At 67.0% G+C, this 24,535-nt stretch carries 21 protein-coding genes; 11 read left to right on the top strand and 10 right to left on the bottom strand.

Annotated features, from left to right (window positions below):
• Nucleotides 1-29: 29 nt before the first annotated feature.
• Nucleotides 30-1,397 carry a 4-aminobutyrate--2-oxoglutarate transaminase gene (gabT, locus tag MRBLWO13_RS09875; RefSeq protein WP_341973806.1) on the bottom strand — a complete coding sequence of 456 codons (1,368 nt, stop codon included), beginning with the start codon at nt 1,395-1,397 and terminating at the stop codon, nt 30-32.
• A 100-nt stretch (nt 1,398-1,497) separates the two neighbouring features.
• Between gabT and MRBLWO13_RS09870 the strand changes: the two genes are divergently transcribed.
• The 6 genes from MRBLWO13_RS09870 (at nt 1,498) to MRBLWO13_RS09845 (ending at nt 9,245) form a co-directional block, all read left to right on the top strand.
• Nucleotides 1,498-3,012, top strand: coding sequence for a PucR family transcriptional regulator (locus MRBLWO13_RS09870; RefSeq protein WP_341973805.1), 1,515 nt, complete (start codon nt 1,498-1,500; stop codon nt 3,010-3,012).
• Between the two features lie 260 nt (nt 3,013-3,272).
• Nucleotides 3,273-4,412, top strand: coding sequence for a multiple monosaccharide ABC transporter substrate-binding protein (chvE, locus tag MRBLWO13_RS09865; RefSeq protein ID WP_341973804.1), 1,140 nt, complete (start codon nt 3,273-3,275; stop codon nt 4,410-4,412).
• A 71-nt stretch (nt 4,413-4,483) separates the two neighbouring features.
• Nucleotides 4,484-6,025 carry a multiple monosaccharide ABC transporter ATP-binding protein gene (gene mmsA, locus MRBLWO13_RS09860; RefSeq protein ID WP_341973803.1) on the top strand — a complete coding sequence of 514 codons (1,542 nt, stop codon included), beginning with the start codon at nt 4,484-4,486 and terminating at the stop codon, nt 6,023-6,025.
• On the top strand, nt 6,022-7,254 hold the full coding sequence (mmsB, locus tag MRBLWO13_RS09855) for a multiple monosaccharide ABC transporter permease (protein WP_341973802.1): 1,233 nt from the start codon (nt 6,022-6,024) through the stop codon (nt 7,252-7,254). Before mmsA ends, mmsB begins: the two co-directional genes overlap by 4 nt.
• A 39-nt stretch (nt 7,255-7,293) precedes the next feature.
• Nucleotides 7,294-8,472 (top strand): ROK family transcriptional regulator, encoded by a 1,179-nt coding sequence (locus tag MRBLWO13_RS09850; protein ID WP_341973801.1) that lies wholly within the window; start codon nt 7,294-7,296, stop codon nt 8,470-8,472.
• Nucleotides 8,469-9,245 carry an ATP-binding cassette domain-containing protein gene (locus MRBLWO13_RS09845; protein WP_341973800.1) on the top strand — a complete coding sequence of 259 codons (777 nt, stop codon included), beginning with the start codon at nt 8,469-8,471 and terminating at the stop codon, nt 9,243-9,245. The genes MRBLWO13_RS09850 and MRBLWO13_RS09845 overlap by 4 nt, the downstream gene beginning before the upstream one ends.
• Before the next feature lie 12 nt (nt 9,246-9,257).
• On the opposite strand, the gene MRBLWO13_RS09840 is transcribed toward MRBLWO13_RS09845, so the two are convergent.
• Nucleotides 9,258-9,956: an MBL fold metallo-hydrolase gene (locus MRBLWO13_RS09840; protein WP_341973799.1), complete on the bottom strand. Its 699-nt coding sequence runs from the start codon at nt 9,954-9,956 to the stop codon at nt 9,258-9,260.
• Nucleotides 9,957-10,024: 68 nt separating this feature from the next.
• Between MRBLWO13_RS09840 and MRBLWO13_RS09835 the strand changes: the two genes are divergently transcribed.
• Nucleotides 10,025-10,582, top strand: coding sequence for a WHG domain-containing protein (locus tag MRBLWO13_RS09835; RefSeq protein WP_341973798.1), 558 nt, complete (start codon nt 10,025-10,027; stop codon nt 10,580-10,582).
• A gap of 34 nt (nt 10,583-10,616) precedes the next feature.
• On the opposite strand, the gene MRBLWO13_RS09830 is transcribed toward MRBLWO13_RS09835, so the two are convergent.
• Nucleotides 10,617-12,068: a helix-turn-helix domain-containing protein gene (locus tag MRBLWO13_RS09830; RefSeq protein WP_341973797.1), complete on the bottom strand. Its 1,452-nt coding sequence runs from the start codon at nt 12,066-12,068 to the stop codon at nt 10,617-10,619.
• A 140-nt stretch (nt 12,069-12,208) separates the two neighbouring features.
• Between MRBLWO13_RS09830 and aceB the strand changes: the two genes are divergently transcribed.
• The 3 genes from aceB to MRBLWO13_RS09815 all read left to right on the top strand — a co-directional run bounded on the left by aceB (nt 12,209) and on the right by MRBLWO13_RS09815 (nt 15,980).
• Nucleotides 12,209-13,864: a malate synthase A gene (gene aceB / locus MRBLWO13_RS09825; protein ID WP_341973796.1), complete on the top strand. Its 1,656-nt coding sequence runs from the start codon at nt 12,209-12,211 to the stop codon at nt 13,862-13,864.
• 28 nt (nt 13,865-13,892) lie between these two features.
• Nucleotides 13,893-15,488, top strand: a complete 1,596-nt coding sequence (locus tag MRBLWO13_RS09820; protein WP_341973795.1) for an isocitrate lyase — start codon at nt 13,893-13,895, stop codon at nt 15,486-15,488.
• A 147-nt stretch (nt 15,489-15,635) separates the two neighbouring features.
• Nucleotides 15,636-15,980, top strand: a complete 345-nt coding sequence (locus MRBLWO13_RS09815) for a hypothetical protein (RefSeq protein ID WP_341973794.1) — start codon at nt 15,636-15,638, stop codon at nt 15,978-15,980.
• Between the two features lie 40 nt (nt 15,981-16,020).
• Here the strand turns inward: MRBLWO13_RS09815 and MRBLWO13_RS09810 are convergent, their stop codons facing one another.
• On the bottom strand, nt 16,021-16,524 hold the full coding sequence (locus MRBLWO13_RS09810; protein ID WP_341978343.1) for an Lrp/AsnC family transcriptional regulator: 504 nt from the start codon (nt 16,522-16,524) through the stop codon (nt 16,021-16,023).
• Between the two features lie 126 nt (nt 16,525-16,650).
• On the opposite strand from MRBLWO13_RS09810, the gene ald reads away from it, so the two are divergent.
• Nucleotides 16,651-17,745: an alanine dehydrogenase gene (ald, locus tag MRBLWO13_RS09805; protein ID WP_341973793.1), complete on the top strand. Its 1,095-nt coding sequence runs from the start codon at nt 16,651-16,653 to the stop codon at nt 17,743-17,745.
• A 58-nt stretch (nt 17,746-17,803) separates the two neighbouring features.
• On the opposite strand, the gene MRBLWO13_RS09800 is transcribed toward ald, so the two are convergent.
• Genes MRBLWO13_RS09800 through MRBLWO13_RS09775 form a run of 6 tightly spaced genes read right to left on the bottom strand, consistent with a single transcriptional unit; the run spans nt 17,804 to nt 24,475 of the window.
• Nucleotides 17,804-18,631 (bottom strand): fumarylacetoacetate hydrolase family protein, encoded by an 828-nt coding sequence (locus MRBLWO13_RS09800; RefSeq protein ID WP_341973792.1) that lies wholly within the window; start codon nt 18,629-18,631, stop codon nt 17,804-17,806.
• Nucleotides 18,631-19,038 carry a RidA family protein gene (locus MRBLWO13_RS09795; protein ID WP_341973791.1) on the bottom strand — a complete coding sequence of 136 codons (408 nt, stop codon included), beginning with the start codon at nt 19,036-19,038 and terminating at the stop codon, nt 18,631-18,633. Before MRBLWO13_RS09795 ends, MRBLWO13_RS09800 begins: the two co-directional genes overlap by 1 nt.
• Before the next feature lie 48 nt (nt 19,039-19,086).
• Nucleotides 19,087-21,477: a bifunctional salicylyl-CoA 5-hydroxylase/oxidoreductase gene (locus tag MRBLWO13_RS09790; RefSeq protein ID WP_341973790.1), complete on the bottom strand. Its 2,391-nt coding sequence runs from the start codon at nt 21,475-21,477 to the stop codon at nt 19,087-19,089.
• Nucleotide 21,478: 1 nt separating this feature from the next.
• Nucleotides 21,479-23,140, bottom strand: coding sequence for an AMP-binding protein (locus tag MRBLWO13_RS09785; RefSeq protein WP_341973789.1), 1,662 nt, complete (start codon nt 23,138-23,140; stop codon nt 21,479-21,481).
• Nucleotides 23,141-23,171: 31 nt separating this feature from the next.
• A complete protein-coding gene (locus tag MRBLWO13_RS09780; RefSeq protein ID WP_341973788.1) occupies nt 23,172-24,038 on the bottom strand; it encodes an acyl-CoA thioesterase II in 867 nt (288 codons plus the stop codon).
• Nucleotides 24,035-24,475 carry a cupin domain-containing protein gene (locus MRBLWO13_RS09775; protein WP_341973787.1) on the bottom strand — a complete coding sequence of 147 codons (441 nt, stop codon included), beginning with the start codon at nt 24,473-24,475 and terminating at the stop codon, nt 24,035-24,037. The genes MRBLWO13_RS09780 and MRBLWO13_RS09775 overlap by 4 nt, the downstream gene beginning before the upstream one ends.
• Between the last annotated feature and the right edge of the window lie 60 nt (nt 24,476-24,535).

The following is a 24,535-nucleotide window of genomic DNA, read 5'->3' as shown; positions in this document are numbered from 1 at the left end:
GCTGGTCAGCGCGTGAGCGCGTCCCGGATCTATCGAGCCACTGCGGCGAGTGCCGCAGCGACGATGTCGATGCCCTCGTTGAGCAGATCGTCGCCGATCGAGAGCGGAGGCAGGAAGCGGATGACGTTGCCGAACGTGCCGCAGGTGAGGACGATGACGCCCTGCGCGATGCAGGCCTTGGCGACGGCCGCGGTGAGAGCCGCATCCGGGGCGTTCGTCTCGGGATCGACGAACTCGGCCGCGATCATGGCACCGTGCCCGCGGACGTCTCCGACGCGCGGGTCGTTCTGCTGGATCGTGGCGAGCCGGCCCTTGAGGAGCGTCTCGATCTCGCGAGCCCGTTCGATCATCCCGTCGTTCTCGAAAACGTCGATCGCGGCCAGAGCTGCCGCGCAGGCGATCGGGTTGCCGCCGTAGGTGCCGCCGAGGCCACCCGAGTGCGAGGCGTCCATGATCTCGGCGCGGCCGGTGACCGCGGCGAGCGGAAGGCCGCCGGCGATGCCCTTGGCGGTCGTGATGAGGTCGGGCTCGATGCCGAAGATGTCGCTGGCGAACATCGCTCCCGTGCGGGCGAAGCCGGTCTGCACCTCGTCGGCGATGAAGACGACGCCGTTCGCGCGGCACCAGTCGACGATCGCATTGAGGAAGCCCTCAGCAGGCACGATGAAGCCGCCCTCGCCCTGGATCGGCTCGATGATGACCGCGGCGAGGTTGTCGGCGCCGATCTGCTTCTCCAGCTGCAGGATGGCGCGAGCCGCCGCCTCAGGACCGGTGAGACCGTCGCGGAACGGGTACGACGCGGAGGCACGGTAGACCTCGGGGGCGAACGGACCGAAGCCGCTCTTGTACGGCATCGCCTTGGCGGTGAGCGCCATCGTGAGGTTGGTGCGGCCGTGGTAGCCGTGATCGAAGGCCACGACGGCCTGACGACCGGTGTGCTTGCGGGCGATCTTGATCGCGTTCTCGACGGCTTCAGCACCGGAGTTGAACAGCGCCGTCTTCTTCGCGAAGTCGCCGGGGGTGATCCGGTTCAGTGCCTCTGCCACCTCGATGTACGACTCGTACGGCGAGATCATGAAGCAGGTGTGCGTGAACTGCGCGGCCTGCGCGGCGACGGCTGCGGCGATCTTCGGGTGCGCGTTTCCGACCGTGGTGACGGCGATGCCGCTGCCGAGGTCGATCAGCGAGTTGCCGTCGGCATCGACGACCACCCCGCCACCGGCGGCGACCGCTGCGACGGGCACGGTGTGGCCGACGCCGGATGCGACGGCGTCCGCTTTGCGCGCCAGGATCGCCGCGGAACGCGGGCCGGGAAGCTCGGTGACCAGACGACGTTCTTGGGGGAGCTCGGGTCCGCCGACAGGAACAGCGGTGGTTGCGGTGTCGAGAAGTGCCATGCAGGCGAGCGTAGGTGCGCCGACGATGCGCGCGCATTCGCCCGCCTGTACAATCTGAGCAGAGAGTTCGCCAGAGCGTATATCTGCGTCAAGGAGCCCGATGCCCGCCGTGGAACAGCCGACACTGCGCACGCTGCTCCAGCGCCGCGACCTCGGGCTGCGCTTGGTCTCGCCCGTCGAATCGCTCCGCGACGCGGCGCTGGACCGCCCTCTTCGCTGGGTGCACAGCTCGGATCTCGCGGATCCGACCCCGTTCCTCGCCGAGGACCTCGCGCTGCTCACGACCGGGACGCAGTTCGCCGACGAGGATGCCGCCGCCATCGAGACCTACGTCGGGCGACTCGCTGATCGCGGCGTGGTCGGGCTCGGCTTCGGCACCGAGGTGTATCGCGTCGGCATCCCCGATGAGCTCGTCGCGGCCTGCGCTGCGCGCGGGATGCCCCTGTTCGAAGTCCCTTACCGTACGCCGTTCATCGCGGTCGCGCGCGCGCACTCCGAGGCGATCGCCGCGCAGGCATATGCTCGGCGATCGTGGGCCCTGGACGCGCAACGTGCGCTCGCGCTCGCGGCTCTCCGCCCCCGAGGGCTCGATGCGACTCTCGCCGAACTCGGACGCCGACTCGACGCCTGGGTCGGCATGTTCGACGCCGCGGGCGCGCTGAGCGTCTCGCATCCGCGGGACGCCGTCGACGCAGCGGTCCTCGACGAACTGGGCATGCGGATCATGGAGATCCTCTCCCGCGGTCTCGAGGCCGGCCAGTCGCTGACGATCGACGGCCGCACGTTCATGCTCTTCACCGTCGGGCGGGGCGGTCACCTGCGCGGCGTGGTCGCCCTCGCGATCGACGCCATCGACGCGGAGGCGAGATCGGTCGTCACCTCTGTGATCGCCATGGCCGGTCTCGCCCTGGAACAGAGCGAACAACTGGCCCGCAGTCGGAGAAGGCTGCACGCTCAGCTCCTGGACTCCCTCCTCGCCGACGACCCCGCGCTGGCGAGGAGGGTGCTCGGCAGCATCCCGGCCGCGCCCGTGGTCGTCGCCGTCACCGGGGATGCCCCGGTCGGACCGCTCTCGGACTGGTGGGAACGCCGCCGCACGGAGCACGGAACCGCCGCATTCCTCGCCGAATCCGTCGAAGGCGTCACCATCTGCGTGTCAGCCGTCGACGAAGAGCTGTTCGACGAGGTCGCCCTACGGTTCGGGATCCGCCTCGGAGTGTCCGAACCTGAGGCGTACGATGCCTTCTCTCGCGCTCACGCCCAGGCGCTCGCTGCACTGCGCCAGCAGAGCGGCGAGGGTGCGATCCGCTTCGCGGACACCGTCGGCTCCAGCATCCTCAGTGCCCTGGCCACCGACGAGGCGCGGCTGGTCGCCGAGTCACGGTTGGCGCCGCTGCGCGACCATGACCGGCGGACCGGGGCCGAGCTGGAGCGCTCGCTGCGAAGTTGGCTGGAGCACGATGCGAGGGTCGAATCCGCCGCGACGGCACTGGCCGTCCACCGGCACACATTGCGTTCCAGAATCGCCCAGGCCGGCACGATTCTGGGCGTCGAACTGTCTTCCTTCCCTGCTCGCGCCGAGCTGTGGACACTGCTCCAAACCGCCCGGGATTGATCGCTCTCTTTGCGTTCGGCTCTCGAACTCATTGAAACCTTACGCGGGGCCGCGGGAATTCGTTGGCGACCTTGCCCATATTACCGATAGTTAGCGTCAACTAGTTTGACATTTCGATCGCATGATCACGGAACGGTAACAACGCTTGACTTCATGTCTCGAACTCAAGCATCGTTCAATCGCGGTGATCGTCTCGAGCCAGCCGATCGGCCGCAGAATTCGCGCACGGTGGTGTGCGCGATCAGACAAAGGAGTTTCGAATGAAGAAGCGCGCACTCGCCGCCCTCGGGGCAGCAGCCGTACTCGTGCTCTCCGGATGCAGTGTCACCAGCACCGCCCCCGGCGGGAACGATGGAGGCACCGAGGCCAAGGACGTCACGGTCGGCGTCTCGATGCCGACCCAGACATCGGAGCGTTGGATCGCCGACGGCGACGCGGTGAAGGCCGGCCTCGAAGAGGCCGGCTATGACGTCGACCTGCAGTACGCATCCGACGACATCCCGACGCAGAGCCAGCAGATCGACCAGATGATCACGGAGGGCGCCGACCTCCTGATCATCGCGGCGATCGACGGCACCGCCCTTTCCAGCCAGCTCGACGCGGCTGCCGCTGCCGACATCCCGGTCATCGCCTACGACCGGCTCATCCGCGACAGCGAGAACGTCGACTTCTACGTGACGTTCGACAACTACGAGGTCGGCGTGCAGCAGGCAACGTCTCTGCTCGTCGGACTGGGCATCCTCAAGGCAGACGGCAGCGAGGCCGGCGCGACCGGCCCGTTCAACATCGAGCTGTTCGCCGGCTCGCTGGATGACAACAACGCGCACTTCTTCTGGAAGGGTGCGATGGACACGCTCCAGCCGTACATCGACTCCAAGGTGCTGAACGTCCCGTCCGGCCAGACGACGATCGAGCAGGCCGCGATCCTTCGCTGGCAGCAGGAGACGGCGCAGAAGCGCATGGAGGACATCCTCACGGCGTCCTACGGCAACGGCACCAAGCTCGACGGTGTGCTCTCGCCGTACGACGGCCTCTCCCGAGGCATCATCACGGCCCTCCAGGGCGACGGCCGCGGCGCCACGATCGCAGACGGCCTGCCGGTGGTCACCGGACAGGACGCCGAGATCGCGTCCGTCGCGCTCATCGACCAGGGTGTGCAGTTCGCATCGATCTTCAAGGACACGCGCAAGCTGGCCGAGCAGTCGATCAAGACCGCGAGCTCGATCCTCGCGGGCGACGAGCCGGAGGCGAACGACACCGAGACCTACGACAACGGCGTGAAGGTCGTGCCGTCGTACCTGCTCACGAGCGACATCGTCTACAAGGACACCATCGAGTCGCTCCTCGTCGACTCGGGCTACTGGACCGCAGAAGAGGTCGCGTCCGGCCAGGCCGAGTAACAGTCCCATCAGAGTTGTTCGGGGTGCGCCGCTCCACGGCGCACCCCGAACACCATCGAGGCAGGAAGAACATGTCACAGGCCATCCTCGAGATGCGAGACATCACGAAGACATTCCCGGGCGTCAAGGCGCTCCAGGGCGTCAACCTCACCGTGAACGAGCGCGAGATCCACGCGATCTGCGGCGAGAATGGTGCGGGGAAGTCCACGCTCATGAAAGTGCTGTCCGGCGTCTACCCGCACGGCACGTACGACGGCGAGATCATCTTCAACGGCGAACAGGTGCGGTTCTCGAGCATCAACGACAGCGAGCACCACGGCATCGTCATCATTCACCAGGAACTCGCGCTGGTACCGCACCTCAGCGTTGCGGAGAACATCTTCCTCGGCAACGAGCGTCTCTCGCGGAGCGGGCTGATCGACTGGGACCGCACGAACGCGGATGCAGCCGAACTCCTCGCGCGCGTCGGCCTCGCCGAGAATCCCATCACCCACGTCAACCAGCTCGGCGTCGGCAAACAGCAGCTGATCGAGATCGCGAAGGCGCTGGCGAAGAACGTGCGCCTGCTGATCCTGGACGAGCCCACGGCCGCGTTGAATGACTCCGATTCGGAGCACCTGCTGCAGCTGCTGCGCGATCTGCGCGCAGAGCAGGGCATCACGTCGATCATCATCTCGCACAAGCTGAACGAGATCGCCGCCATCGCTGAGAAGACCACGGTGATCCGCGACGGGCGCACGATCGAGACGATCGACATGTCCGACTCGGACGCCACCCAGGAACGCATCATCCGTGGCATGGTGGGCCGCGATCTCGACCATCGCTACCCCGAACGCGAGTCGCACATCGGCGAAGAGGTCCTCCGCATCGAGGACTGGACCGTGCGCCACCCGACGCAGTCCGACCGTATCGTCGTCTCCGGCGCGAGCCTCAACGTACGAGCAGGAGAAGTCGTCGGCATCGCAGGGCTCATGGGCGCCGGACGCACCGAGCTCGCGATGAGCGTCTTCGGCGGCACGTACGGCAAGCGCCTGAGCGGACGCGTGTTCGTGCGCGGCCAGGAGGTCTCGACCGGCAGCGTCAGCGCGGCAATCGACGCCGGCATCGCCTACGCCACGGAAGACCGCAAGCGCTACGGCCTGAACCTCATCGACGACATCCGTCACAACATCACCTCGGCGTCGCCGAAGCGGATCAGCACGGCCGGCTGGGTGAACGACAACGAAGAACTGCGGGTCGCAGGGCGCTACCGCGAGAGCATGAAGATCAAGGCACCCAGCGTGCTGAGCGTCGTCGGCACACTCTCCGGCGGCAACCAGCAGAAGGTCGTGCTGAGCAAGTGGATCGAGACGCAACCCGAGATCCTCATCCTCGACGAGCCCACGCGCGGAATCGACGTCGGCGCGAAGTACGAGATCTATACGATCATCAACGAACTGGTCGCGGCCGGAAAGGGTGTGCTGGTGATCTCCTCGGAGCTCCCCGAGCTGCTCGGCGTCTGCGACCGCATCTATACCCTTGCCTTCGGACGCATCACCGGCGAAGTAGCCGCATCCGAAGCAACCCAGGAGAAACTCATGCACCTCATGACTTTGGAAGGAACCGGCCGATGACCGTCGTCAGCAACCTCTGGAACCTCGCGACGCGGAACCTTCGCCAGAGCGGGATCCTCGTCGCCTTCATCGCGATCGTCATCTTCTTCGCGGTGCTCAACCCGAACTTCCTCGCCCCGGGCAACCTCACGAACATCGTGCTGCAGTACTCGTACATCCTGGTGCTGGCGATCGGCATGGTGATCGTGATCATCGCCGGCCACATCGACCTCTCGGTCGGGTCGGTCGTCGCCCTGACGGGTGCGGTGGCCGCCGTGGTCGTGATCCGGATGGACATGCCGTGGTGGGCAGGCGTTCTCGCCGCTCTCGTCGTCGGCATCATCGTCGGCGCCTGGCAGGGGTTCTGGGTGGCATTCGTCGGGATCCCGGCGTTCATCGTGACGCTCGCGGGCATGCTCCTGTTCCGCGGCCTCACCTACCTCGTCCTCGGCAACATCTCGCTCTCGCCGTTCGGCGGAACCTACTACCAGATCGCGAACGGGTTCCTGAACAGCATGTTCGGCACCGTCGATCTCGGCAGTTACGCGGTCGGGTTCGCCGGCCTCACCTTCTCGATCGCCATCAAGTTCGACGTCTTCACGGTCGCGATCTTCGCCATCGGCGTCATCGGCTACGCCGTCTGGCAGCTTCGTCGCAGGCGCGCCAAGTTCGCGTACCAGCAGGCGGTGGAGTCGATGCCGCTCTTCGTCCTGAAGATCGTCGCCGTGGCCATCATCGTCATGTGGTTCGGCTTCCAGCTGGCGGCCAGCCGTGGCCTCCCGTACGTGCTGATCATCCTTGCCGCACTGATCATCGCCTACACGTTGCTCACGCAGAAGACGGTGTTCGGACGCCATGTCTACGCCATCGGCGGCAACCTGAACGCCGCGATCCTCTCCGGCGTGAAGGTCCGGAAGGTCAATTTCTGGATCTTCGTGAACATGGGGATGCTCGCGGCTGTCGCGGGCGTGCTCTTCTCCGCCCGGACCAACGGCGCCCAGCCAGGGGCGGGCAACATGTTCGAACTCGATGCGATCGCTGCGTGCTTCATCGGCGGTGCCGCCGTCACCGGCGGCGTGGGACGTGTCGGCGGCGCGATCATCGGCGGTCTGATCATGGCCGTGATGAGCAACGGGATGCAGCTGATGGGTGTCGACCAGCCGACGCAGCAGGTCGTCAAGGGACTCGTCCTGCTCGTCGCCGTCGCATTCGACGTGTGGAACAAGAAGCGGGCTGCCCGAGCAGCCTGACGCGATCGTGACGGTGATGTGCGCTGATAGGCTCCGGCTGTGAGCAGATCAGCGGCGGGCTCGCAATCTGCCCTACGCGAGGCCAACACGGCGAAGATCGTGGATGCTGTCAAACGCTTCGGCGGGCTCACCCAGGTGGAGCTCGCCGAAGCGACCGCGCTCTCCGCGGCCACGATCTCCGCCATCGTCAAGGAACTCTCCCTGACCGGACTGGTCGAGACTCGACCGACATCTCGCAGCGGCCGTCGCGCGCAGCTGGTCACCATGGCTCGCCGCAGCGGGCTGGTCATCGCCGCCCACGTCACGGCGCGAGCCATCCGGGTACGAATCGCCGACACCGCACAGGAGATTCTCGAGGAGCGGCGACTGCCCCTTCCTCCCGACCACCCCATGGACACCGTTCTCGACCGCACAGCCGTGCTGATCTTCGAGATGCTCCAGATGATCGGCTCTGAACCGGACGAGCTGCTCGGCGTGTGCCTCACGATCCCCGCACCCATCGATCCGGCCACCGGAATGATCACGTTCAGCGGATTGATGCCGGGATGGGAGGACGCCCCGATCGCCCCGATCCTTTCGCAGCGCCTCGGATGTCCGGTCATCGTCGAGAACGACGCCAACATGGCAGCTCTCGCCGAATCGACGCTCGGCGCAGCCAGAGGAGTCGCCGACAGCATCACCGTCCTGGCCTCCGACGGCACGGGTGCCGGCATCGTGATCGATTCCCGGTTGCATCGCGGCGCCGACGGCACGGCCGGCGAGATCGGCCACATCCAGATCGATCCGCAGGGGCAGATCTGCCGTTGCGGCCTGCGCGGCTGTCTCGACACGGTGGTCGGAGCGAACGCCCTGCTGGCGCCCCTGCGCAGCCACTACGGCAACCTCACGTTCCGCGACGTCGTCTCGCAGGCGGCGGCCGGCGACCAGGGCTGCCGCCGCGTGGTCGCCGATGCGGGGAGCACGATCGGCCGCGTCGTCGCCGGTCTCGCTCAGGGCATCGGCACCGGGCTCATCGTCGTCGGCGGAGAACTCGCACAGGCCGGAGACGCGTTCTTCGACGCCTTCTCGACGGCAGTGCGCGAGCACGTCAACACCGGTCGCCACCGGGAGATGGTGATCATGCAGTCGACACTTCCCCCGGATTCCGTTCTCGCAGGCGCGCTCGTCGAGATCATTCAGACGACGGACGTTCTCCAACGGTTTGAGGAGCGAACATGAACGATCCTGCACCGCCTCCGCTGCTGTCCATGCAGGGCATCAGCCGTCACTTCGGGGCCATCAAGGCTCTCACCGATGTGAACTTCGACGTGCGCGCACGCGAGGTCGTCGGCCTGGTCGGCGACAACGCCGCCGGTAAGTCGACGCTCGCGAAGATCATCGCCGGCGCGCTGGAGCCGGCATCCGGCGTGATCAGGATCGACGGCGTCGAGACATCGATCCCATCGCCCTCCGCCGCGCACCAGCATGGCATCGCGACCGTGTTCCAGGACTTCGCCGTCTGCGAGAACCTCGACGTCACCGCCAACATCTTCCTCGGTCGCGAACTCCAGCGCCATGGCGGGTTGCGAGACGGCGAGATGGAACTCGCGGCGCGGGAAGCGCTCCGCGACCTCCAGATCCGCGTGCCGTCCATCAAGTCGCTGTTGCGTGATCTGTCGGCAGGTCAACGTCAGTCGATCGCGATCGCACGCACGCTCATCGGCAGGCCGCGACTGGTCGTGCTCGACGAGCCGACCGCATCGCTCGGCGTCTCGCAGACAGCAGAGGTGCTCACCCACATCGAGCGGTTGCGCGACCTCGGATTCGGCGTCGTGTTCATCAGCCACAATCTGAGCGACGTCCGGGCGATCGCCGACCGGATCGAAGTCCTCCGCCACGGGCGCAACAACGGTTCGTTCACCGGAGCGGATGCCACCTACTCCGATCTGATCGCCGCCATCACCGGCGCTCCCGGTTACTCCCCCTCGAAGCCGGCCGCCCCATCGGAGTGAACGGCGACGGCCTCACCCGAGCGCGGCGAGGAGGTCGTCTGCGGAACCTCGGAATTCCGGACCGTGACCGGGGAAGATCCGCCGTTCCGGAAGATCCCGAAGGCGCTCCAGGCTCTGCCGCGTCTGCTCGGCGTCGTTGCTGAAGGGCGCGAGCCTGGCGCCGCCGACTCCGGTGAGCACGTGCCGGGTGGTGATCGCGTCACCGAGGAACAGCGCGTCGACGGCCGGGATGCGGATGGCCACCGAACCAGGAGTGTGTCCGGGAATCGCGATGATCTCCGGGTTGCCGGGCAGATCCAAGACGTCGCTGTCGGAGATCAGGCGCACGTCGGCGATGTGGCGTGTGCGCAGAGCGCCGCGTCGGATCCCCGCCCAGAGGAAACCGAGGGACGGCCCGAGCTTCCAGGCGTCGGCTTTGACCCCGCGCGCGGGAGTGCGACCTGTCGCGAGCGCCGCGTCGGCCTCGTGGATGTGCACGGGAATGCCGTGGTCGGCCCTGAGCCGCTCCGCGACGCCGATGTGATCGGCGTCGCCGTGCGTCAGTACGATGCCGCGGATGTCGTCGAGCGAGAGTCCCTCAACGGCGAGTGCCTCGCGGAGCATCCGTAGATCACCGGAGAGTCCCGCGTCGATGAGTGTCACACCGTCTTCGGTCACGATCGCGTGCACGGCGATGATGTCGTCGCCGATGCGGAGAATTCGAGCTGTCATGTTGGCTACAGTACATAGCCTTGATGGCTACAGTCAATAGCCTTATGCTGGAGGGCAGGAGGACGAACATGCCCGCACCGCAGAGAGTCACGCCCGAGGCGCTGGTGAGCGCGATCCGCGAGATCTCCGAACGAGAAGGAATGGATGCCGTGACGATGAGCTCGGTCGCGGCGGCCGTCGGCGTCCGCGCACCGAGCCTCTACAAGCGCGCCGCCAACCGCCACGATCTGCTCCGGCTCGCCGCCGACGACGCCGTGGCCGAGCTGACCGCGGACATCGCCGCCCGCGCCGCGCGCACCGACGACCCGCGGGAGATCCTTGCGGGCACCGCCCGCGCACTGCGCGCGCTCGCCTCGCGCTCGCCCCACATCACGACCCTGTTGTTCTGCGCCCCCGGCCCACAGGCAGGGCCCTCGCCGGAGTCGCTCGCGCCGATCATGACCGACCTGCTCAGCGCCGTGTCCGCGATCGCTCCCGAGGACCCGCTGTCGGCCGCGCGCACCCTCACCGCATGGGCGTACGGATTCTGCACGATGGAGCAGAACGGCGGATTCCGCCAGGGCGGCGACGTCGACGCCGCTTTCGAGCGGGGGTTGGAGATCGTCCTCCGCGGCCTCGCCGTGTGAGATCCGTCGGGTTTCCGGTCACCCCGCGCCGTCCTCACCGCGGCGCGTGCGCCTCCAGGAACTCGTACACGTCGGTCGTGTCGACGCCGGGAAAGGCGCCGGTCGGGAGCGTCGCCAGCAGAGTGCGGGGCGTGCGCACGTTCGGCCAGGAGTTCTCCCGCCAGCGCTGCTCGAGGTCTGCGGGAGCGCGTCGACAGCAGACCTCGACGGAGTGCTTCGATGTGCCGCGATTCGCGGTGTCGCGCCCCACGAACCATTTCGTGTCGTCGAAGCGCACGCCGACGCTCACCGAGTGCAGGCCTTCACTGGACGACTCGACCCGCGCCGTGCACCAGTAGGTGCCGTTGCCGGTGTCGGTGTACTGGTAGTACGGGTTGAAGCGGTCGTCCTCGTCGAACACGACCCGGCTCGTCCACCTGCGGCAGCACATCTGACCCTCGATGGCGCCGAGCCGATCAGTCGGAAAGTTCACATCGTCGTTCTCGTACGCCTTCGTGATCGTGCCGGACTCGTGCACCTTCAGGAAGTGCACCGGGATGTCGAGGTGGCGGGTCGCCAGATTCGTGAAGCGGTGCGCTGCGGTCTCGTACGACACCGAGTAGGTATCGCGAAGATCCTCGATCGAGATCGCCCGTCGGCTCTTCGCATCCTTCAAAGCGGGCACGACGTGCGCCTCCGGGATCAGCAGGGCGCCGGTGAGATAGTTCGTCTCGACCCGCTGGCGCAGGAACTCCGCGTAGCTTCGGGGTTCGGAATGCCCCAGCATCCGAGACGAGAGCGCCTGCAGCACCGCCGTGCGCGCATCGCCCTTCGCCGGCACCTGGCTGGAAAGGTACAGACGCCCGTTGGCGAGGTCTGCGACGCTGCGCGTGGTCTGCGGCAGGTCGGGGGCGTAGTGCAGGGTGAACCCCAGGTACGCGGCGATCTCGGATGCGGTGCGCTGCGTGAGGGGACCGCCGGGGTGTCCGACCGCGGCCAGGATCTCGGATGCCTTCGTCTCGAGGTCTGCGAAGTGATTGTCCTGGCGCCGCATGAGGTGGCGGAGCTCGACGTTCGCACGCCGCGCCTCCTCGGGCGTCGCCGCCCGTTCATCGCGCAGCCGGTCGATCTCGCCGTGCAGGGCGAGCAGCGCTTTCAACGCGTCAGTGGGCATGCCTTTGCCGATCCGGAACGGCTCGATGCCGAGGGCCTGGAAGGTCTGCCCCTTCATCGCCCGCTCCAGAGCGATCTCGACGGCGCTTCGCTCATCGAGCGGCTCGCCTTCGAGCAGCGCGTCGATGGTGACGCCGAGCGCGCGGGCGATGGCCTGCAACTGGGTGAGCTTCGGCTCGCGTTTTCCGGTCTCGATCATCGAGAGCTGGCTGGGCACCCGGTCGACCGCCGTGGCGAGGTCATCGAGGGTCATCCCCCGCGCCGTGCGCAGCTGACGGATGCGCCGGCCGATCGTGAGGGCGTCGGTCTCTTCTGCGGTGTCTACGGTGACCATGCGCCCGATTGTGTCACAGAAGAAGAATTTCGGTCAAACTTCACAACGGATTTGGCCAGTTGGGTCGCTGAACTTCACGCAGAGTGGTCTCAAGCCACCCGGCAGCTCAACGACTGAGTACGACCGAAAGGACTCACATCATGACCACTCCCACCGCTGCCCCGTTCACCGCGCCGATCCAGACGGCGCAGCAGGGCCCCGCGATCGAGATCACCGGCCCCGTTCGCGATCGTTATGAAGAGATCCTCACGCCCGAAGCGGTCGCCTTCCTCACTGAACTGCACCACCGCTTCACCAACCGCCGGCACGATCGCCTCGCCGACCGGATGCGCCGTCGCTTCGAGATCGGGAACGGGCACGACCCGCGCTTCCGCGACGACACCGCGCACATCCGTGAAGATGCCGACTGGCGCGTCGCCGGCGCCGGCCCCGGGCTCGAAGACCGCCGGGTGGAGATCACCGGGCCGACGGATCCGAAGATGACCATCAACGCGCTGAACTCCGGGGCTCGGGTCTGGCTCGCCGACCAGGAGGACGCCACCAGCCCCACCTGGAAGAACGTCATCGAGGGGCAGCTGTCGCTGCGGGACGCGATCCGCGGCGAACTCTCCTTCACCTCCCCCGAGGGCAAGGAGTATCGCGTCACCGCCGAGCGCACGCCGACGATCGTGATGCGACCGCGCGGCTGGCACCTCACCGAGAAGCACATGGAGTTCACCGATCGTTCCGGTCGGCGCATGGCCGCATCGGGCTCGCTCGTCGACTTCGGCCTCTACTTCTTCCACAACGCCAAGGCGCTCATCGACTCCGGCCGCGGACCGTACTTCTACATCGCCAAGATCGAGTCGAGCGAAGAGGCGAAGCTCTGGGACGATATCTTCACCTTCAGCGAGGAGTACATCGGTCTCCCCCACGGCACGATCCGTGCCACGGTGCTGATCGAGACATTGCCCGCCGCGTTCGAGATGGACGAGATCCTGTACGAGCTGCGCGATCACTGCGCAGGGCTGAACGCCGGACGCTGGGACTACATCTTCTCGATCATCAAGAACTACCGCGGTCGCGGTGCACGCTTCGTGCTCCCCGACCGCAGCGAGGTCACGATGACGGTGCCTTTCATGCGGGCCTACACCGAGCTGCTGGTGAAGACCTGCCACAAGCGGGGCGCCTTCGCGATCGGCGGCATGAGCGCCTTCATCCCGAATCGCCGCGACGCCGAGGTGACGGCCCGCGCCGTCGAGAAGGTGTCCGCCGACAAGAAGCGCGAGGCCGGAGACGGCTTCGACGGCACCTGGGTGGCGCACCCCGACCTGATCGCGACTGCGCAGGCCGAGTTCGACGCCGTGCTCGGCGACCGCCCGAACCAGGTCGACCGCCAGCGTGATGACGTGCACGTGACGGCATCCGATCTACTGGATCTGCACATCGGGCGACCGATCACCGCGCAGGGCGTGCGCGACAACGTCTCGGTGGCGATCCGCTACCTCGAAGCGTGGCTGCGCGGGCTCGGCGCCGTGGCGATCGACAACCTCATGGAGGATGCCGCGACGGCGGAGATCAGCCGGTCGCAGGTATGGCAGTGGATCCACCAGGACCGCTCCACCGAAGACGGCACGGCGATCACCCCGGAGTACGTCGAGGGCCTCATCGCCACTGTGCTCGCTCAGGCCACGAGGTCGGCCGGCGATCGCTTCGACGACGCGGCCGACATCTTCCGCGAGGTCGCCCTGCAGGAGGAGTTCCCGACCTTCCTCACCCTGGGTGCGTACTCCCGCTACCTCGCCGAGACCGACTGACCGTTCACCCACCCACGAAGGCAATGACATGACCCAGTATCAGAACGACATCGACGCCATCCAGTCCCTGAAGGACGCGAACGGCTCCAGCTGGAACGCCATCAACGCCGAGTCCGCCGCCCGGATGCGGGCGCAGAACCGTTTCCGCACCGGACTCGAGATCGCGCAGTACACGGCCGACATCATGCGACGCGACATGGGCGAGTACGACGCCGACTCATCGATCTACACGCAGTCGCTCGGGGTGTGGCACGGTTTCATCGGGCAGCAGAAGCTCATCTCGATCAAGAAGCATCTGAAGACCACGAACAAGCGCTACCTCTACCTCTCCGGGTGGATGGTCGCCGCGCTCCGTTCCGAGTTCGGCCCGCTCCCGGATCAGTCGATGCACGAGAAGACCGCGGTGCCCGCACTGATCGAGGAGCTCTACACGTTCCTCCGCCAGGCCGATGCCCGTGAACTCGATCTGCTCTTCTCCCAGCTCGACGCGGCACGCGCCGGCGGCGATGAGACCGCGGTGGAGTTCATCCAGTCCCAGATCGACAACTACGAGACCCATGTCGTTCCGATCATCGCGGACATCGACGCCGGCTTCGGCAACCCGGAGGCGACGTACCTCCTCGCCAAGAAGATGATCGAGGCCGGCGCGTGCGCCATCCAGATCGAGAACCAGGTCTCGGACGAGAAGCAGTGCGGCCACCAGGACGGCAAGGTCACGGTGCCGCACGAGGACTTCATCGCGAAGATCAACGCGGTCCGCTACGCGTTCCTCGAACTCGGCATCGACAACGGCATCATCGTCGCCCGCACCGACTCGCTCGGCGCAGGACTCACGCAGAAGCTGGCCGTCACGCACGAGCCCGGCGACCTGGGCGACCAGTACAACTCGTTCCTCGATGTCGAAGAGATCTCGGAGGACGAGCTCGGCAACGGCGACGTCGTGATCAAGCGCGACGGCGTGCTGCTGCGCCCGAAGCGCCTGGCCAGCAACCTGTATCAGTTCCGTCCAGGAACGGGTGAGGAGCGCGTCGTGCTCGACTGCATCACGTCGTTGCGTAACGGCGCCGACCTGCTGTGGATCGAGACGGAGAAGCCGCATGTGGAGCAGATCGCCGGCATGGTCGACGCGATCCGCGAGGAGATCCCGAACGCGAAGCTGGTCTACAACAACAGCCCGTCGTTCAACTGGACGCTGAACTTCCGTCAGCAGGTGTACGACCTGCTCGTGGAGCAGGGCCAGGACGTTTCGGCCTACGACCGCAACGCTCTCATGAGCGTCGAGTACGACGGCACGGAGCTGGCACGGCTGGCCGACGAGAAGATCCGTACGTTCCAGCGCGACAGCTCCGCTCGCGCCGGGATCTTCCACCACCTGATCACGCTCCCGACGTACCACACGGCGGCGCTGTCGACCGACGATCTCGCGAAGGGCTACTTCGGAGACGAGGGGATGCTCGCGTACGTCAGCGGGGTCCAGCGCCGGGAGATCCGCGGAGGGATCGCCACGGTCAAGCATCAGAACATGGCCGGAAGCGACCTCGGCGACAACCACAAGGAGTACTTCGCCGGCGACGCCGCCCTCAAGGCCGGTGGTCAGCACAACACGATGAACCAGTTCGGCTGAGGTCGTTCCGGCGGGGAAGGCTGACCCGCAAAGAATGATCGGGCCCCTGGATGCTGCGCGACTCGCAGCATCCAGGGGCCTCGTTCTGCCCGAGCGGGCTGTGGATAACTCGGACACCATCGGATCGATCCGAGTAGGTTCCATGGCATGCCCTCGACTGAACCCCTCGCCGAAACCGGACGCCGCCGCCGTGTCACCGCTCTGGCGATCTTCATCGTCTCGGCCGTGGTCATCGGTTCAGCGCTCGTGCTGCTCGCTTCCGAATCAACGCTGATCTCCGGTTCCGTGCCGGCGGAAGCACTCCTCATCTTCATGATTCCCGGCTATCTGTTCATCTTCGGATGGTGGTTCTTCGGGCTGCTCCTGATCGTGGGGATGGTGTTGCTCATCCGGGCGCCGAAGCCACTGCCCCTGGCGATCTTCGGCGCGATCGTCCTGGTCGCCGGAGGCATTGCCGTCACCGATCTCGTCCACCTCTACGACCTGGGGTGAAGCCGGGTCCGATCCGATGGTGCTGACCAACCGGCTCGCGTCACTCGAAGGATGCGGCGACCGAATTGCGGTGATAGTCGAAGACGATGCTGGTGCGCGTCGATGCGACGCTGCTCTGTGCAGAGAGGTGCTCGAGGACGAACTCGCGCATCTGCGACGAGTCGGCGACGGCGATGTGCAGCAGGAAGTCGTCGTCACCGCCGAGGAAGAACACCTGGATGACCTGCGGCAGCACCCGCACCCGTTCGGCGAACTCGACGATGCTCTCCCGTCTCCCACTCGGGCGCAACACAACGCCGATGATCGCCTGGAGGCCGGCGCCGAGCATCCGCTCGTCGACGCTGGCGTGGAATCCGGTGATCACTCCGCGGTCGATGAGGGCGCGCAACCGGGCGTGCGCCGTCGATGGCGCGACACCGAGACGCCCGGCGAGCTCGGCGTTCGTCATCCGCCCGTCCGCCGCGAGGAGCTTCACGACCTGCGCGTCGATCGCGTCGAGGGGCGCGCCCTGAATACCATTCGGCGCCGCCGCCCCAGAAAGCATGTTCATGTGAATGATTATTCAGGAATCCCGGCTCCAACGAATGTTCTTCACTGAATCTGTTGCTGAACCGATGTTTCTGCGATCGTTTGAGAAGTACTACGCGCATACTCAGCACATGGAGGATCGATGAAGATCGGCGTACCCACAGAGGTCAAGAACAATGAGAGCCGTGTCGCCCTCACCCCGGCCGGCGCCGACCGCCTCGTCCACGAGGGGCACCGCGTCCTCGTGCAGTCGGGCGCCGGGCTGGGATCGCGCATCGATGATGACGCGTACCGGGCAGCCGGCGCGGAGATCGTGTCATCCGCCGCCGAGGCATGGGGCGAAGCCGACCTGCTGATCAAGGTCAAGGAGCCGATCGCCCAGGAGTACGGATTCCTCCGCCCCGATCTGACGCTCTTCACCTACCTGCACCTCGCCGCTGATCGGGCCCTGACGACGGCGCTCGTCGATGCCGGCACCACGGCCGTCGCCTACGAGACCGTGCAGCTGCCCGACCGCAGCCTGCCCCTGCTCGTGCCGATGAGCGAGATCGCCGGCCGCCTCTCGGTCACGATGGGCTCGTACTCGCTGATGCGGTCAGCGGGCGGACGCGGCATCCTGCTCGGCGGCATCGCCGGGACCCCTCGCGCGAAGACCGTCGTGATCGGCGGCGGCGTCGCAGGAGAGCATGCCGCGGCCAACGCCCTCGGACTCGGCTCGAAGGTCACCGTGATCGACATCTCGCTGCCGCGCCTGCGCGAGCTGGAGCATCGCTACGGCGGAGCGCTGGAGACGCGCGCCTCCAGCCGCTATGACATCGCGGAGGAGCTCGCGTCCGCCGATCTCGTCATCGGTTCCGTCCTCATTCCTGGGGCCGCAGCGCCGAAGCTCGTCACCGACGAGATGGTCGCCTCGATGAAGCCGGGCTCCGTGCTGGTGGACATCGCGATCGACCAGGGCGGATGCTTCGAGGGCTCCCGCCCGACCACGCATGACGACCCCACCTTCGCCGTGCACGACTCCATCTACTACTGCGTCGCGAACATGCCGGGAGCTGTCCCGGAGACGGCGACCCGCGCCCTCACGAACGCCACCCTCCCCTACGTCTCGGCGATCGCCGGCAAGGGCTGGGAGCGCGCCGCGGCAGACGATGCGGCGCTGGCCAAGGGGCTCAACATCCAGGGCGGACGCATCACGCTGGAGGCCGTCGCTCAGGCGCACGGTCTCGCCTTCGCCTGAGCGGGCACGACGAGGGGCCGGGGAGATCACTCCCCGGCCCCTCGTCGATCCGGCGCGGCTATTCGAACCGGATGCTGTTGCGGAGGGCGCCGATGCCCTCGATCGCCGTGGTCACGACGTCGCCGTCGCGAAGCCAGCGCGGCTCGTCCATGCCGAGCGCGACACCACCCGGCGTGCCGGCGAGAACGAGATCCCCCGGTCGCAACGTCGTCATCTGCGACACGTAGGCGATCAGATCGGCGGCATCGAAGACCATCCCCGCGGTGTCTGCATCCTGCACGAGTTCACCATTCACCTCGCAGGTGATGCGCAGGCCGTCACGCGGCTCGACATCATCGACGGTGACCACCCACGGACCGATCGGCGTGGTGGCGTCGAAGGCCTTCCCCTGCAACCACTGCAGCGTGCGCTGCTGCCAGTCGCGCATCGAGATGTCGTTCGCGACCGTGTAGCCCAGGATCGCCGCGCTGGCGCTTTCGCGGTCCGCCCGGTGCACTTCGGAACCAACCACGACGACGAGCTCGGCCTCCCAGTCGAGACGTTCGGTGTCGTGGACGACGATCGCGTCGGTGGCTCCCGTCAGCGTGTCGGCGAACTTGGCGAACAGCGTCGGGAACTCCGGCACGGCCCGCCCCGTCTCCACGATGTGGTCGCGGTAGTTCAGGCCGCAGCAGAAGATCTTCGCCGGGCGCGGGACCGGATTCGCGAATGCCGTCTCGGCGAGATCGACGCGACCTTCCTGTCGCAGGGCGGCCTCTGCCCGTTCCCGCCAGTCCGGATCGGTGAACAGCTCCTGGGCGTCCGCCTCCTCGAGCAGCACCCAGCCGGAATCGTCGCCGACGGCGGCACGCGTACCGTCACCGTGCCGCACGGTGGCGAGCCGCATCAGCCTTCCTCTGGCGCGGCGATGTGTGCGACGCCCTGGATCTCGATGAGTGCTTCAGGCTGCCAGAGCCGGGTGACGCCGATTCCGGCCATCGCGGGGTACTCCGTGCCTGCCATCTCGCGCCAGTGCCGCCCGATCTCACGTCCGTGGCGCTGGTAGTCGTCCACGTCAGTGAGGTAGATGGTGACGTCGACCAGGTCGCCGGGTGCACCCCCCGCTGCCCGGAGGGTGGTGAGGACGTTGGAGAACGCCTGCACGAACTGCTCGACGATGCCACCGGGGACGATCTCCCCCGCAGCATCCATCGCCGTCTGCCCGCCGAGGTAGACGAATTCTCCTGCGCGGACTCCGTGCGCGAAGCCGCGCGGTTTCACGAGAGAATCCGGGTTGATGATCTGCCGCGACATGTGCGGCCTCCTTAGGTGTCAGTGCGTGCGTGTCAGTGGGAGTGCGGGTCAGCGTGCGAAGGCGTCGACTGCCGAGGGCTGCGGCGTCCAGCGACGGTGCGCCGACGTCTCCTCGACGCTCGACGAATCGCGCACGAGCGAGAGACGCGGACGGACGGCATCCGTGCGAGCGGAAGGCGGTTTGCGTGATCCTGCACGGAACGGAGCCACCCAGTCGGCGCCGGCCCCGCGGTATCCCTGATCCGCGGCCGCATGCAGCGTCCATTGCGGATCCCACAGGTGCGTGCGTCCGAGGGCGATCATGTCGGCACGGCCGGCGAGCAGGATCGAATTGACGTCGTCATGGCTGGAGATCGCACCGACCGCGATCACGGTGACACCCGCCGCCGCCGCCACCCGGTTGCGGATCGCGTCTGCAAAGGGGGTCTGATAGCTGCGCCCGTACTGCGGGCGCTCCCCCTCGGCGATCTGGCCGGAGGAGACATCGATCGCATCTGCGCCATGCGCGATGAACGCACGGGCGATCTCGACGGCGTCATCCACCGTGTTCCCGCCCTCGATCCAATCCTCCGCGGACAGCCTGACGGTCAACGGGCGTTCGGCAGGCCAAACCGCCCGCATCGCGTCGAACACCTCGAGCGGGTAACGCAGCCGGTTCTCCAGCGATCCCCCGTACTCGTCGGTGCGCCGGTTGGAGACGGGAGACAGGAAGGAAGAGACCAGATAGCCGTGCGCCGCGTGCAGCTCTGCGAGATCGAATCCGGCGGCGGCCGCGCGGCGTGTGGCTGCGACGAACTCGTCGCGCACGCGCGTCATCGCCTCACGGTCGATCTCCCGCGGAACCTGGTTCGCTCGTCCATACGGCAGCGCCGACGGGGCGACGGTCTCCCAGTTGCCCTCCGCGAGCGGCTGGTCGATCCCCTCCCACATGAGCTTGGTGGAGCCCTTGCGGCCGGAGTGGCCGATCTGCACGCCGATCTTCGCCGTCGACTGCCGGTGCACGTAGGAGACCACACGACTCCAGGCGTCGAGCTGCTCGTCGGTGTAGAGACCGGCGCAGCCCGGCGTGATCCGCCCTTCGGACGAGACGCAGACCATCTCGGTCATCACGAGCCCCGCTCCTCCCATCGCCTTGGCCCCGAGGTGGACCAGATGGAAATCGCCGGGAACGCCCTCGACCGACGAGTACATGTCCATCGGCGAGACGACGATCCGATTCTTCAGCTCCAGCCCTCCGATGCGATGCGGGCGGAACATCGCGGGCTCATCGGCCGCACGGGCGGTGAGCGGCGCACCGCGCACGATGTCGGCGGCGAACTCGGGATCGCGCACCGCGAGATTCTCCAGCGTGATCCGTCGGCTGCGGGTGAGCAGGTTGAACGAGAACTGCAGCGGATCCTGGTCGGCGTACTGGCCGATCCGCTCGAACCATTCGAGCGACGCCTGCGCCGCGCGCTGGGTGGAGGCGACGACCGGACGGCGCTCGACCTCGTAAGCCTCGAGTGCCCGGTCGAGGGAGTCGTGCTCGTGCAGGCAGGCGGCGAGCGCCAGCGCGTCTTCCATGGCGAGCTTCGTGCCGGAGCCGATCGAGAAGTGCGCCGTATGCGCCGCATCACCGAGGATCACGAGATTCTCGTGGTGCCAGTGCTCATTGCGGACGGTGGTGAAGTTCAGCCACTTCGAGTTGTTCGTCAGGACCTCGTGTCCGTCGAGCACGTCGGCGAAGAGCTCCCGGATCTTCTCGACGGAGTCGTCGTCGCTGACGCCGGGTGCGAAGACCTCGTTCTCGGTCGCGGCGAACCCGGCCGCCCGCCACACGTCCTCGTGCATCTCGATGAGGAAGGTGCTCTCCTGAGCGGAATACGGGTAGCCGTGCAACTGCATGACCCCGTGCGGCGTGTGCAGCACGGCGAAGGTGAACGCCTCGAAGACACGATCGGTTCCGAGCCACATGTACTTCGACGCTCGGCGGTCCAGATCCGGCACGAACTGTTCGGCGAACTTCGCGCGCACCCGCGAGTTCACACCGTCGGCGGCGAGTACGAGGTCGTATTCGGCCATCAGCTCAGCGGGATCCGGCGCCTCGGTGCGGAACAGGATCGTCACTCCCAGCTCGAGGCAGCGCTGCTGGAGGAGCAGCAACAGCTCCTTGCGCCCCATCGCAGCGAACCCCTGCCCTCCGACGGTGTGCGTGGTCCCGCCGAAGAGGATGTCGATGTCCGTCCAGCGGGCGAACTGCGCGCCCATCCGAGCGGCGATCACCGGGTCCGCGTTCTCGATCCCTCCGAGGGTCTCGTCGCTGAAGACCACCCCGAATCCGAACGTGTCGTCCGGCGCATTGCGCTCCCAGATGGTGATGTCGTGACTGGGATCGAGCTGCTTCATGAGTGCGGCGAAGTAGAGCCCTCCGGGGCCTCCGCCGATGACGGCAACGCGCATGTCAGGCTCCTTGGGTGATGGTCTCGGCGGCCGCGGCCGCGAGAGCCGCCCGTTCGCGAAGGATGAAATGCTGCACCTTGCCGCTGGGGTTGCGAGGCAGAGCGGTGATGTACTCGACGCGGCGCGGGCACTTGTAGATGGCCAGGCGCGACTTCACGGTCTCGAGGATGCTCGCGGTGAGCTCTTCGGTGGGTTCGACGCCCTCCCTCGGCACCACGAAGGCGGCGACGATCGTGCCACGGTCCGGGTCGTCGCAGCCGATGACCGCGCACTCGAGCACGCCGGGATGGGCGAGCACCGCTTCCTCGACTTCGGGGGCGCCGACGTTGTACCCGGCGGTCACGATCATCGAGTCGTTGCGCGCGTGGAAGGTGAGGTAGCCGTCCTCATCCATCACGAAGGTGTCTCCGGTGATGTTCCACCCGTCGTGCACGTAGACCTGCTGGCGATCATCGTCGAGGTAGCGGCATCCGGTCGGGCCGATGACGCCCAGCCGTCCAGGCTCTCCCGCGCCGAGGACGCGCCCATCATCGTCGAACACCGCAGCCCGGTAGCCGGGAACGGCCTTGCCTGTGGCTCCCGGACGGATGTCGTCCCCGGATGCCGAGATGAAGACATGCAGCATCTCGGTCGATCCGATTCCATTGACCAGGCGCAGACCGCTCGCCGCTTCGACGGCCTCGAAGGTCGAGATGGTGAGGTGCTCACCGGCGGCGACGCCGAGGCGCAGCCGGCCGAGTTCGTCAGCCAGTCCCTCTTTGATCACCGTTCGGTAGCCGGTCGGAGCGGTGTACAGCACGGTGATCCCGAGGGGCCGGATGAGCTTCGCCAGTTCGACGGGCGTCGCGCGCTCCACGAGCACCATCGAGCCGCCGGTGCGCAGCGGGAACACGACGTTGCCTCCGAGTCCGAACGTGAAGGCGAGCGGGGCGGTGCTCGCGCTGACGTCATCCGGCGTGAGATGCAGGATGTGCTTGGCGAAGGTGTCCGCGTTGGCGAGGATGTCGCGATGGAAATGCATCGTCACCTTGGGGACGCCGGTGGTGCCGCTGGTCGCACCGAGCAGCGCGACGTCGTCGGCCGCGGTGTCGACGGGCGTGAACACTCCGTCCTTGGCATCGCAGGCGGCGAGGAGCGCATCCTGGTGACCTCCCGCCACGAGGATCCTCGGGGTTCCAGGAAGACCGGCGAAGGCCTCTTCGGCATCCGTCAGGCCGCGATGGTCGACCACGGCGACACGGGGACGCACGCGCTCGGTGATACCGCGCACCTCCTGCGCACGCCATGCGACCATCGTCGTGACCACGACCATGCCCGCTTTGAGGGCACCCAGCCAGCACGCCACGGTCCACGGGCCGTTCAGCATGCGCAGCATCACCCGGTTGCCCGGCACAAGACCGAGATCCTCGGTGAGCACCTGCGCGAACTGGTTCGCGCGATGCTGCAAGAGACCGTAGCTCCAGGTCGTGCCGTCGGCGAGCACGATCGCGTCGCGGTCCGCCCCGAAACGATCGATCGTCCGATCGATCAGTTCGACGGCGGCGTTCAGACGTTCGGCGTACTGGACGTCGGGGATCGTGAATTCGAGCGTCGGCCACTGATCGGCCGGGGGCAGCGCCTCACGCGCGAACGTGTCGAGGTGGGCTGAGGGGGAGAGCTGCATTGCTTGTCCCTTCGGGGAAACGGGGCTGGGCTCAGAGCGGACGACCCGGGCGGATCATCCCCTCCTGAGCCACCGTGGCGACCAGACGGCCATCCATCGTGAAGAACCGGCCGAGGCCGAGGCCGCGCCCGTCCGCGATACCGGCGCTCTCCTGCGCGTAGAGCAGCCATTCATCGGCGCGGGCCGGCGTGTGGAACCACATCGCGTGGTCGAGGCTGGCAGTGATCAGTCCCTCGGCGCGCCACGGCAGACCCAGAACACGCAGTATCGGCTCGAGAATCGTGTAATCGCAGACGTAGGCGAGAGCGAGCTGATGAGTGCGCGGGTCGTCGTCGAGCCTGTCGAAAGCGCGAACCCACACCGCCTGGTGCGCCGTGCGCTCACCCTCGACCTCTGCGTAGACAGGACCAGGGACATGCCTCATGTCGAAGCTGCGCCCGTGCGACCAGTACTCGATGTCGGGTCCCTCGAGGCCCGACAATGCCTCCGCAGACGTGCGCAGCGTCTCGGGCCCCGGGACATCGGGCATCGAGGGTCCATGCTCGGGGAACTCCTCCGGCACATGGAAGGATGCCGTCGCCATGAAGGCGAGCCGGCCGTGCTGGTGCCCGCGGACGTGACGGGTGGAGAAACCACGGCCGTCACGGATCAGCTCCACGTCGTAGCGCACCGGCTCGGCGATGTCGACACCGCGGAGGAACGAACTGTGCACCGAGTGCAGCACACGGTCGCGCTCCACCGTGCGCAGCGCCGCCGCCACGCTCTGCGCCACGGTGTCGCCACCGTAGGCCTTGGGCCAAGGGACGGGCTGCGGTTGCGCCTCGAACGCGTACCCGTCCTCGCCGGACGCCACCTCGGTGAGGGCGATCGCACTATGGAAGGCGGCGGAGGTGCTCATGAGCGGCGGAAGCCCTCGAGTGTCGCGTCGTCGACCTCGGGCAGGTTGACGACGATGTTGTCCGGGGTACGAGTGGTCAGCCAGACGAGTTCGTCGGTGACCGACATGTTGGCCTCGACGTGCGGCATGAACGGCGGCACGAACACCCAGTCCCCGGCAGTCATGTCGAGGTACTCGCGATAACCCTCGCCGAAGTAGATGCGCCCCTGGCCCCGCAGCACGAATCCGCCGGTCTCCGCCTCGCCGTGGTGGTGCGGCAGCGATCGATAACCGGGATCGTTGGAGACCTGGCCGAACCAGATCTTCGTGGCCTCGGTGTGCCGAGGGCCGACACCGGAGACACGGATGCAGCCGCCGGAGGACATGGTCTGCGTGTCCTCTTCTCCGCTGCGAGTCACTTGAGGAACCCTGTCCCAGCGCAGTTCGTTCTCGGTCATCGAAGCTCCTTCGCTCGCATCACCCGGGCGCAGCCTGCGCCGTGCCGTGGTTCCGATGAA

The organism is Microbacterium sp. LWO13-1.2 (assembly GCF_038397725.1).
Lineage (GTDB): Bacteria > Actinomycetota > Actinomycetes > Actinomycetales > Microbacteriaceae > Microbacterium.
The sequence above is the reverse complement of the archived record's forward strand: the minus strand, read 5'-3'. Positions and strand labels throughout refer to the sequence as shown.

Excerpts from the sequence above, each read along its gene's own strand:
- gabT (WP_341973806.1), bottom strand. The coding sequence starts at position 1,397 with ATGGCACTTCTCGACACCGCAACCACCGCTGTTCCTGTCGGCGGACCC.
- MRBLWO13_RS09870 (WP_341973805.1), top strand. The coding sequence starts at position 1,498 with ATGCCCGCCGTGGAACAGCCGACACTGCGCACGCTGCTCCAGCGCCGC.
- chvE (WP_341973804.1), top strand. The coding sequence starts at position 3,273 with ATGAAGAAGCGCGCACTCGCCGCCCTCGGGGCAGCAGCCGTACTCGTG.
- mmsA (WP_341973803.1), top strand. The coding sequence starts at position 4,484 with ATGTCACAGGCCATCCTCGAGATGCGAGACATCACGAAGACATTCCCG.
- mmsB (WP_341973802.1), top strand. The coding sequence starts at position 6,022 with ATGACCGTCGTCAGCAACCTCTGGAACCTCGCGACGCGGAACCTTCGC.
- MRBLWO13_RS09845 (WP_341973800.1), top strand. The coding sequence starts at position 8,469 with ATGAACGATCCTGCACCGCCTCCGCTGCTGTCCATGCAGGGCATCAGC.
- MRBLWO13_RS09840 (WP_341973799.1), bottom strand. The coding sequence starts at position 9,956 with ATGACAGCTCGAATTCTCCGCATCGGCGACGACATCATCGCCGTGCAC.
- MRBLWO13_RS09835 (WP_341973798.1), top strand. The coding sequence starts at position 10,025 with ATGCCCGCACCGCAGAGAGTCACGCCCGAGGCGCTGGTGAGCGCGATC.
- MRBLWO13_RS09830 (WP_341973797.1), bottom strand. The coding sequence starts at position 12,068 with ATGGTCACCGTAGACACCGCAGAAGAGACCGACGCCCTCACGATCGGC.
- aceB (WP_341973796.1), top strand. The coding sequence starts at position 12,209 with ATGACCACTCCCACCGCTGCCCCGTTCACCGCGCCGATCCAGACGGCG.
- MRBLWO13_RS09820 (WP_341973795.1), top strand. The coding sequence starts at position 13,893 with ATGACCCAGTATCAGAACGACATCGACGCCATCCAGTCCCTGAAGGAC.
- MRBLWO13_RS09815 (WP_341973794.1), top strand. The coding sequence starts at position 15,636 with ATGCCCTCGACTGAACCCCTCGCCGAAACCGGACGCCGCCGCCGTGTC.
- MRBLWO13_RS09810 (WP_341978343.1), bottom strand. The coding sequence starts at position 16,524 with ATGCTTTCTGGGGCGGCGGCGCCGAATGGTATTCAGGGCGCGCCCCTC.
- ald (WP_341973793.1), top strand. The coding sequence starts at position 16,651 with ATGAAGATCGGCGTACCCACAGAGGTCAAGAACAATGAGAGCCGTGTC.
- MRBLWO13_RS09800 (WP_341973792.1), bottom strand. The coding sequence starts at position 18,631 with ATGCGGCTCGCCACCGTGCGGCACGGTGACGGTACGCGTGCCGCCGTC.
- MRBLWO13_RS09795 (WP_341973791.1), bottom strand. The coding sequence starts at position 19,038 with ATGTCGCGGCAGATCATCAACCCGGATTCTCTCGTGAAACCGCGCGGC.
- MRBLWO13_RS09790 (WP_341973790.1), bottom strand. The coding sequence starts at position 21,477 with ATGCGCGTTGCCGTCATCGGCGGAGGCCCCGGAGGGCTCTACTTCGCC.
- MRBLWO13_RS09785 (WP_341973789.1), bottom strand. The coding sequence starts at position 23,140 with ATGCAGCTCTCCCCCTCAGCCCACCTCGACACGTTCGCGCGTGAGGCG.
- MRBLWO13_RS09780 (WP_341973788.1), bottom strand. The coding sequence starts at position 24,038 with ATGAGCACCTCCGCCGCCTTCCATAGTGCGATCGCCCTCACCGAGGTG.
- MRBLWO13_RS09775 (WP_341973787.1), bottom strand. The coding sequence starts at position 24,475 with ATGACCGAGAACGAACTGCGCTGGGACAGGGTTCCTCAAGTGACTCGC.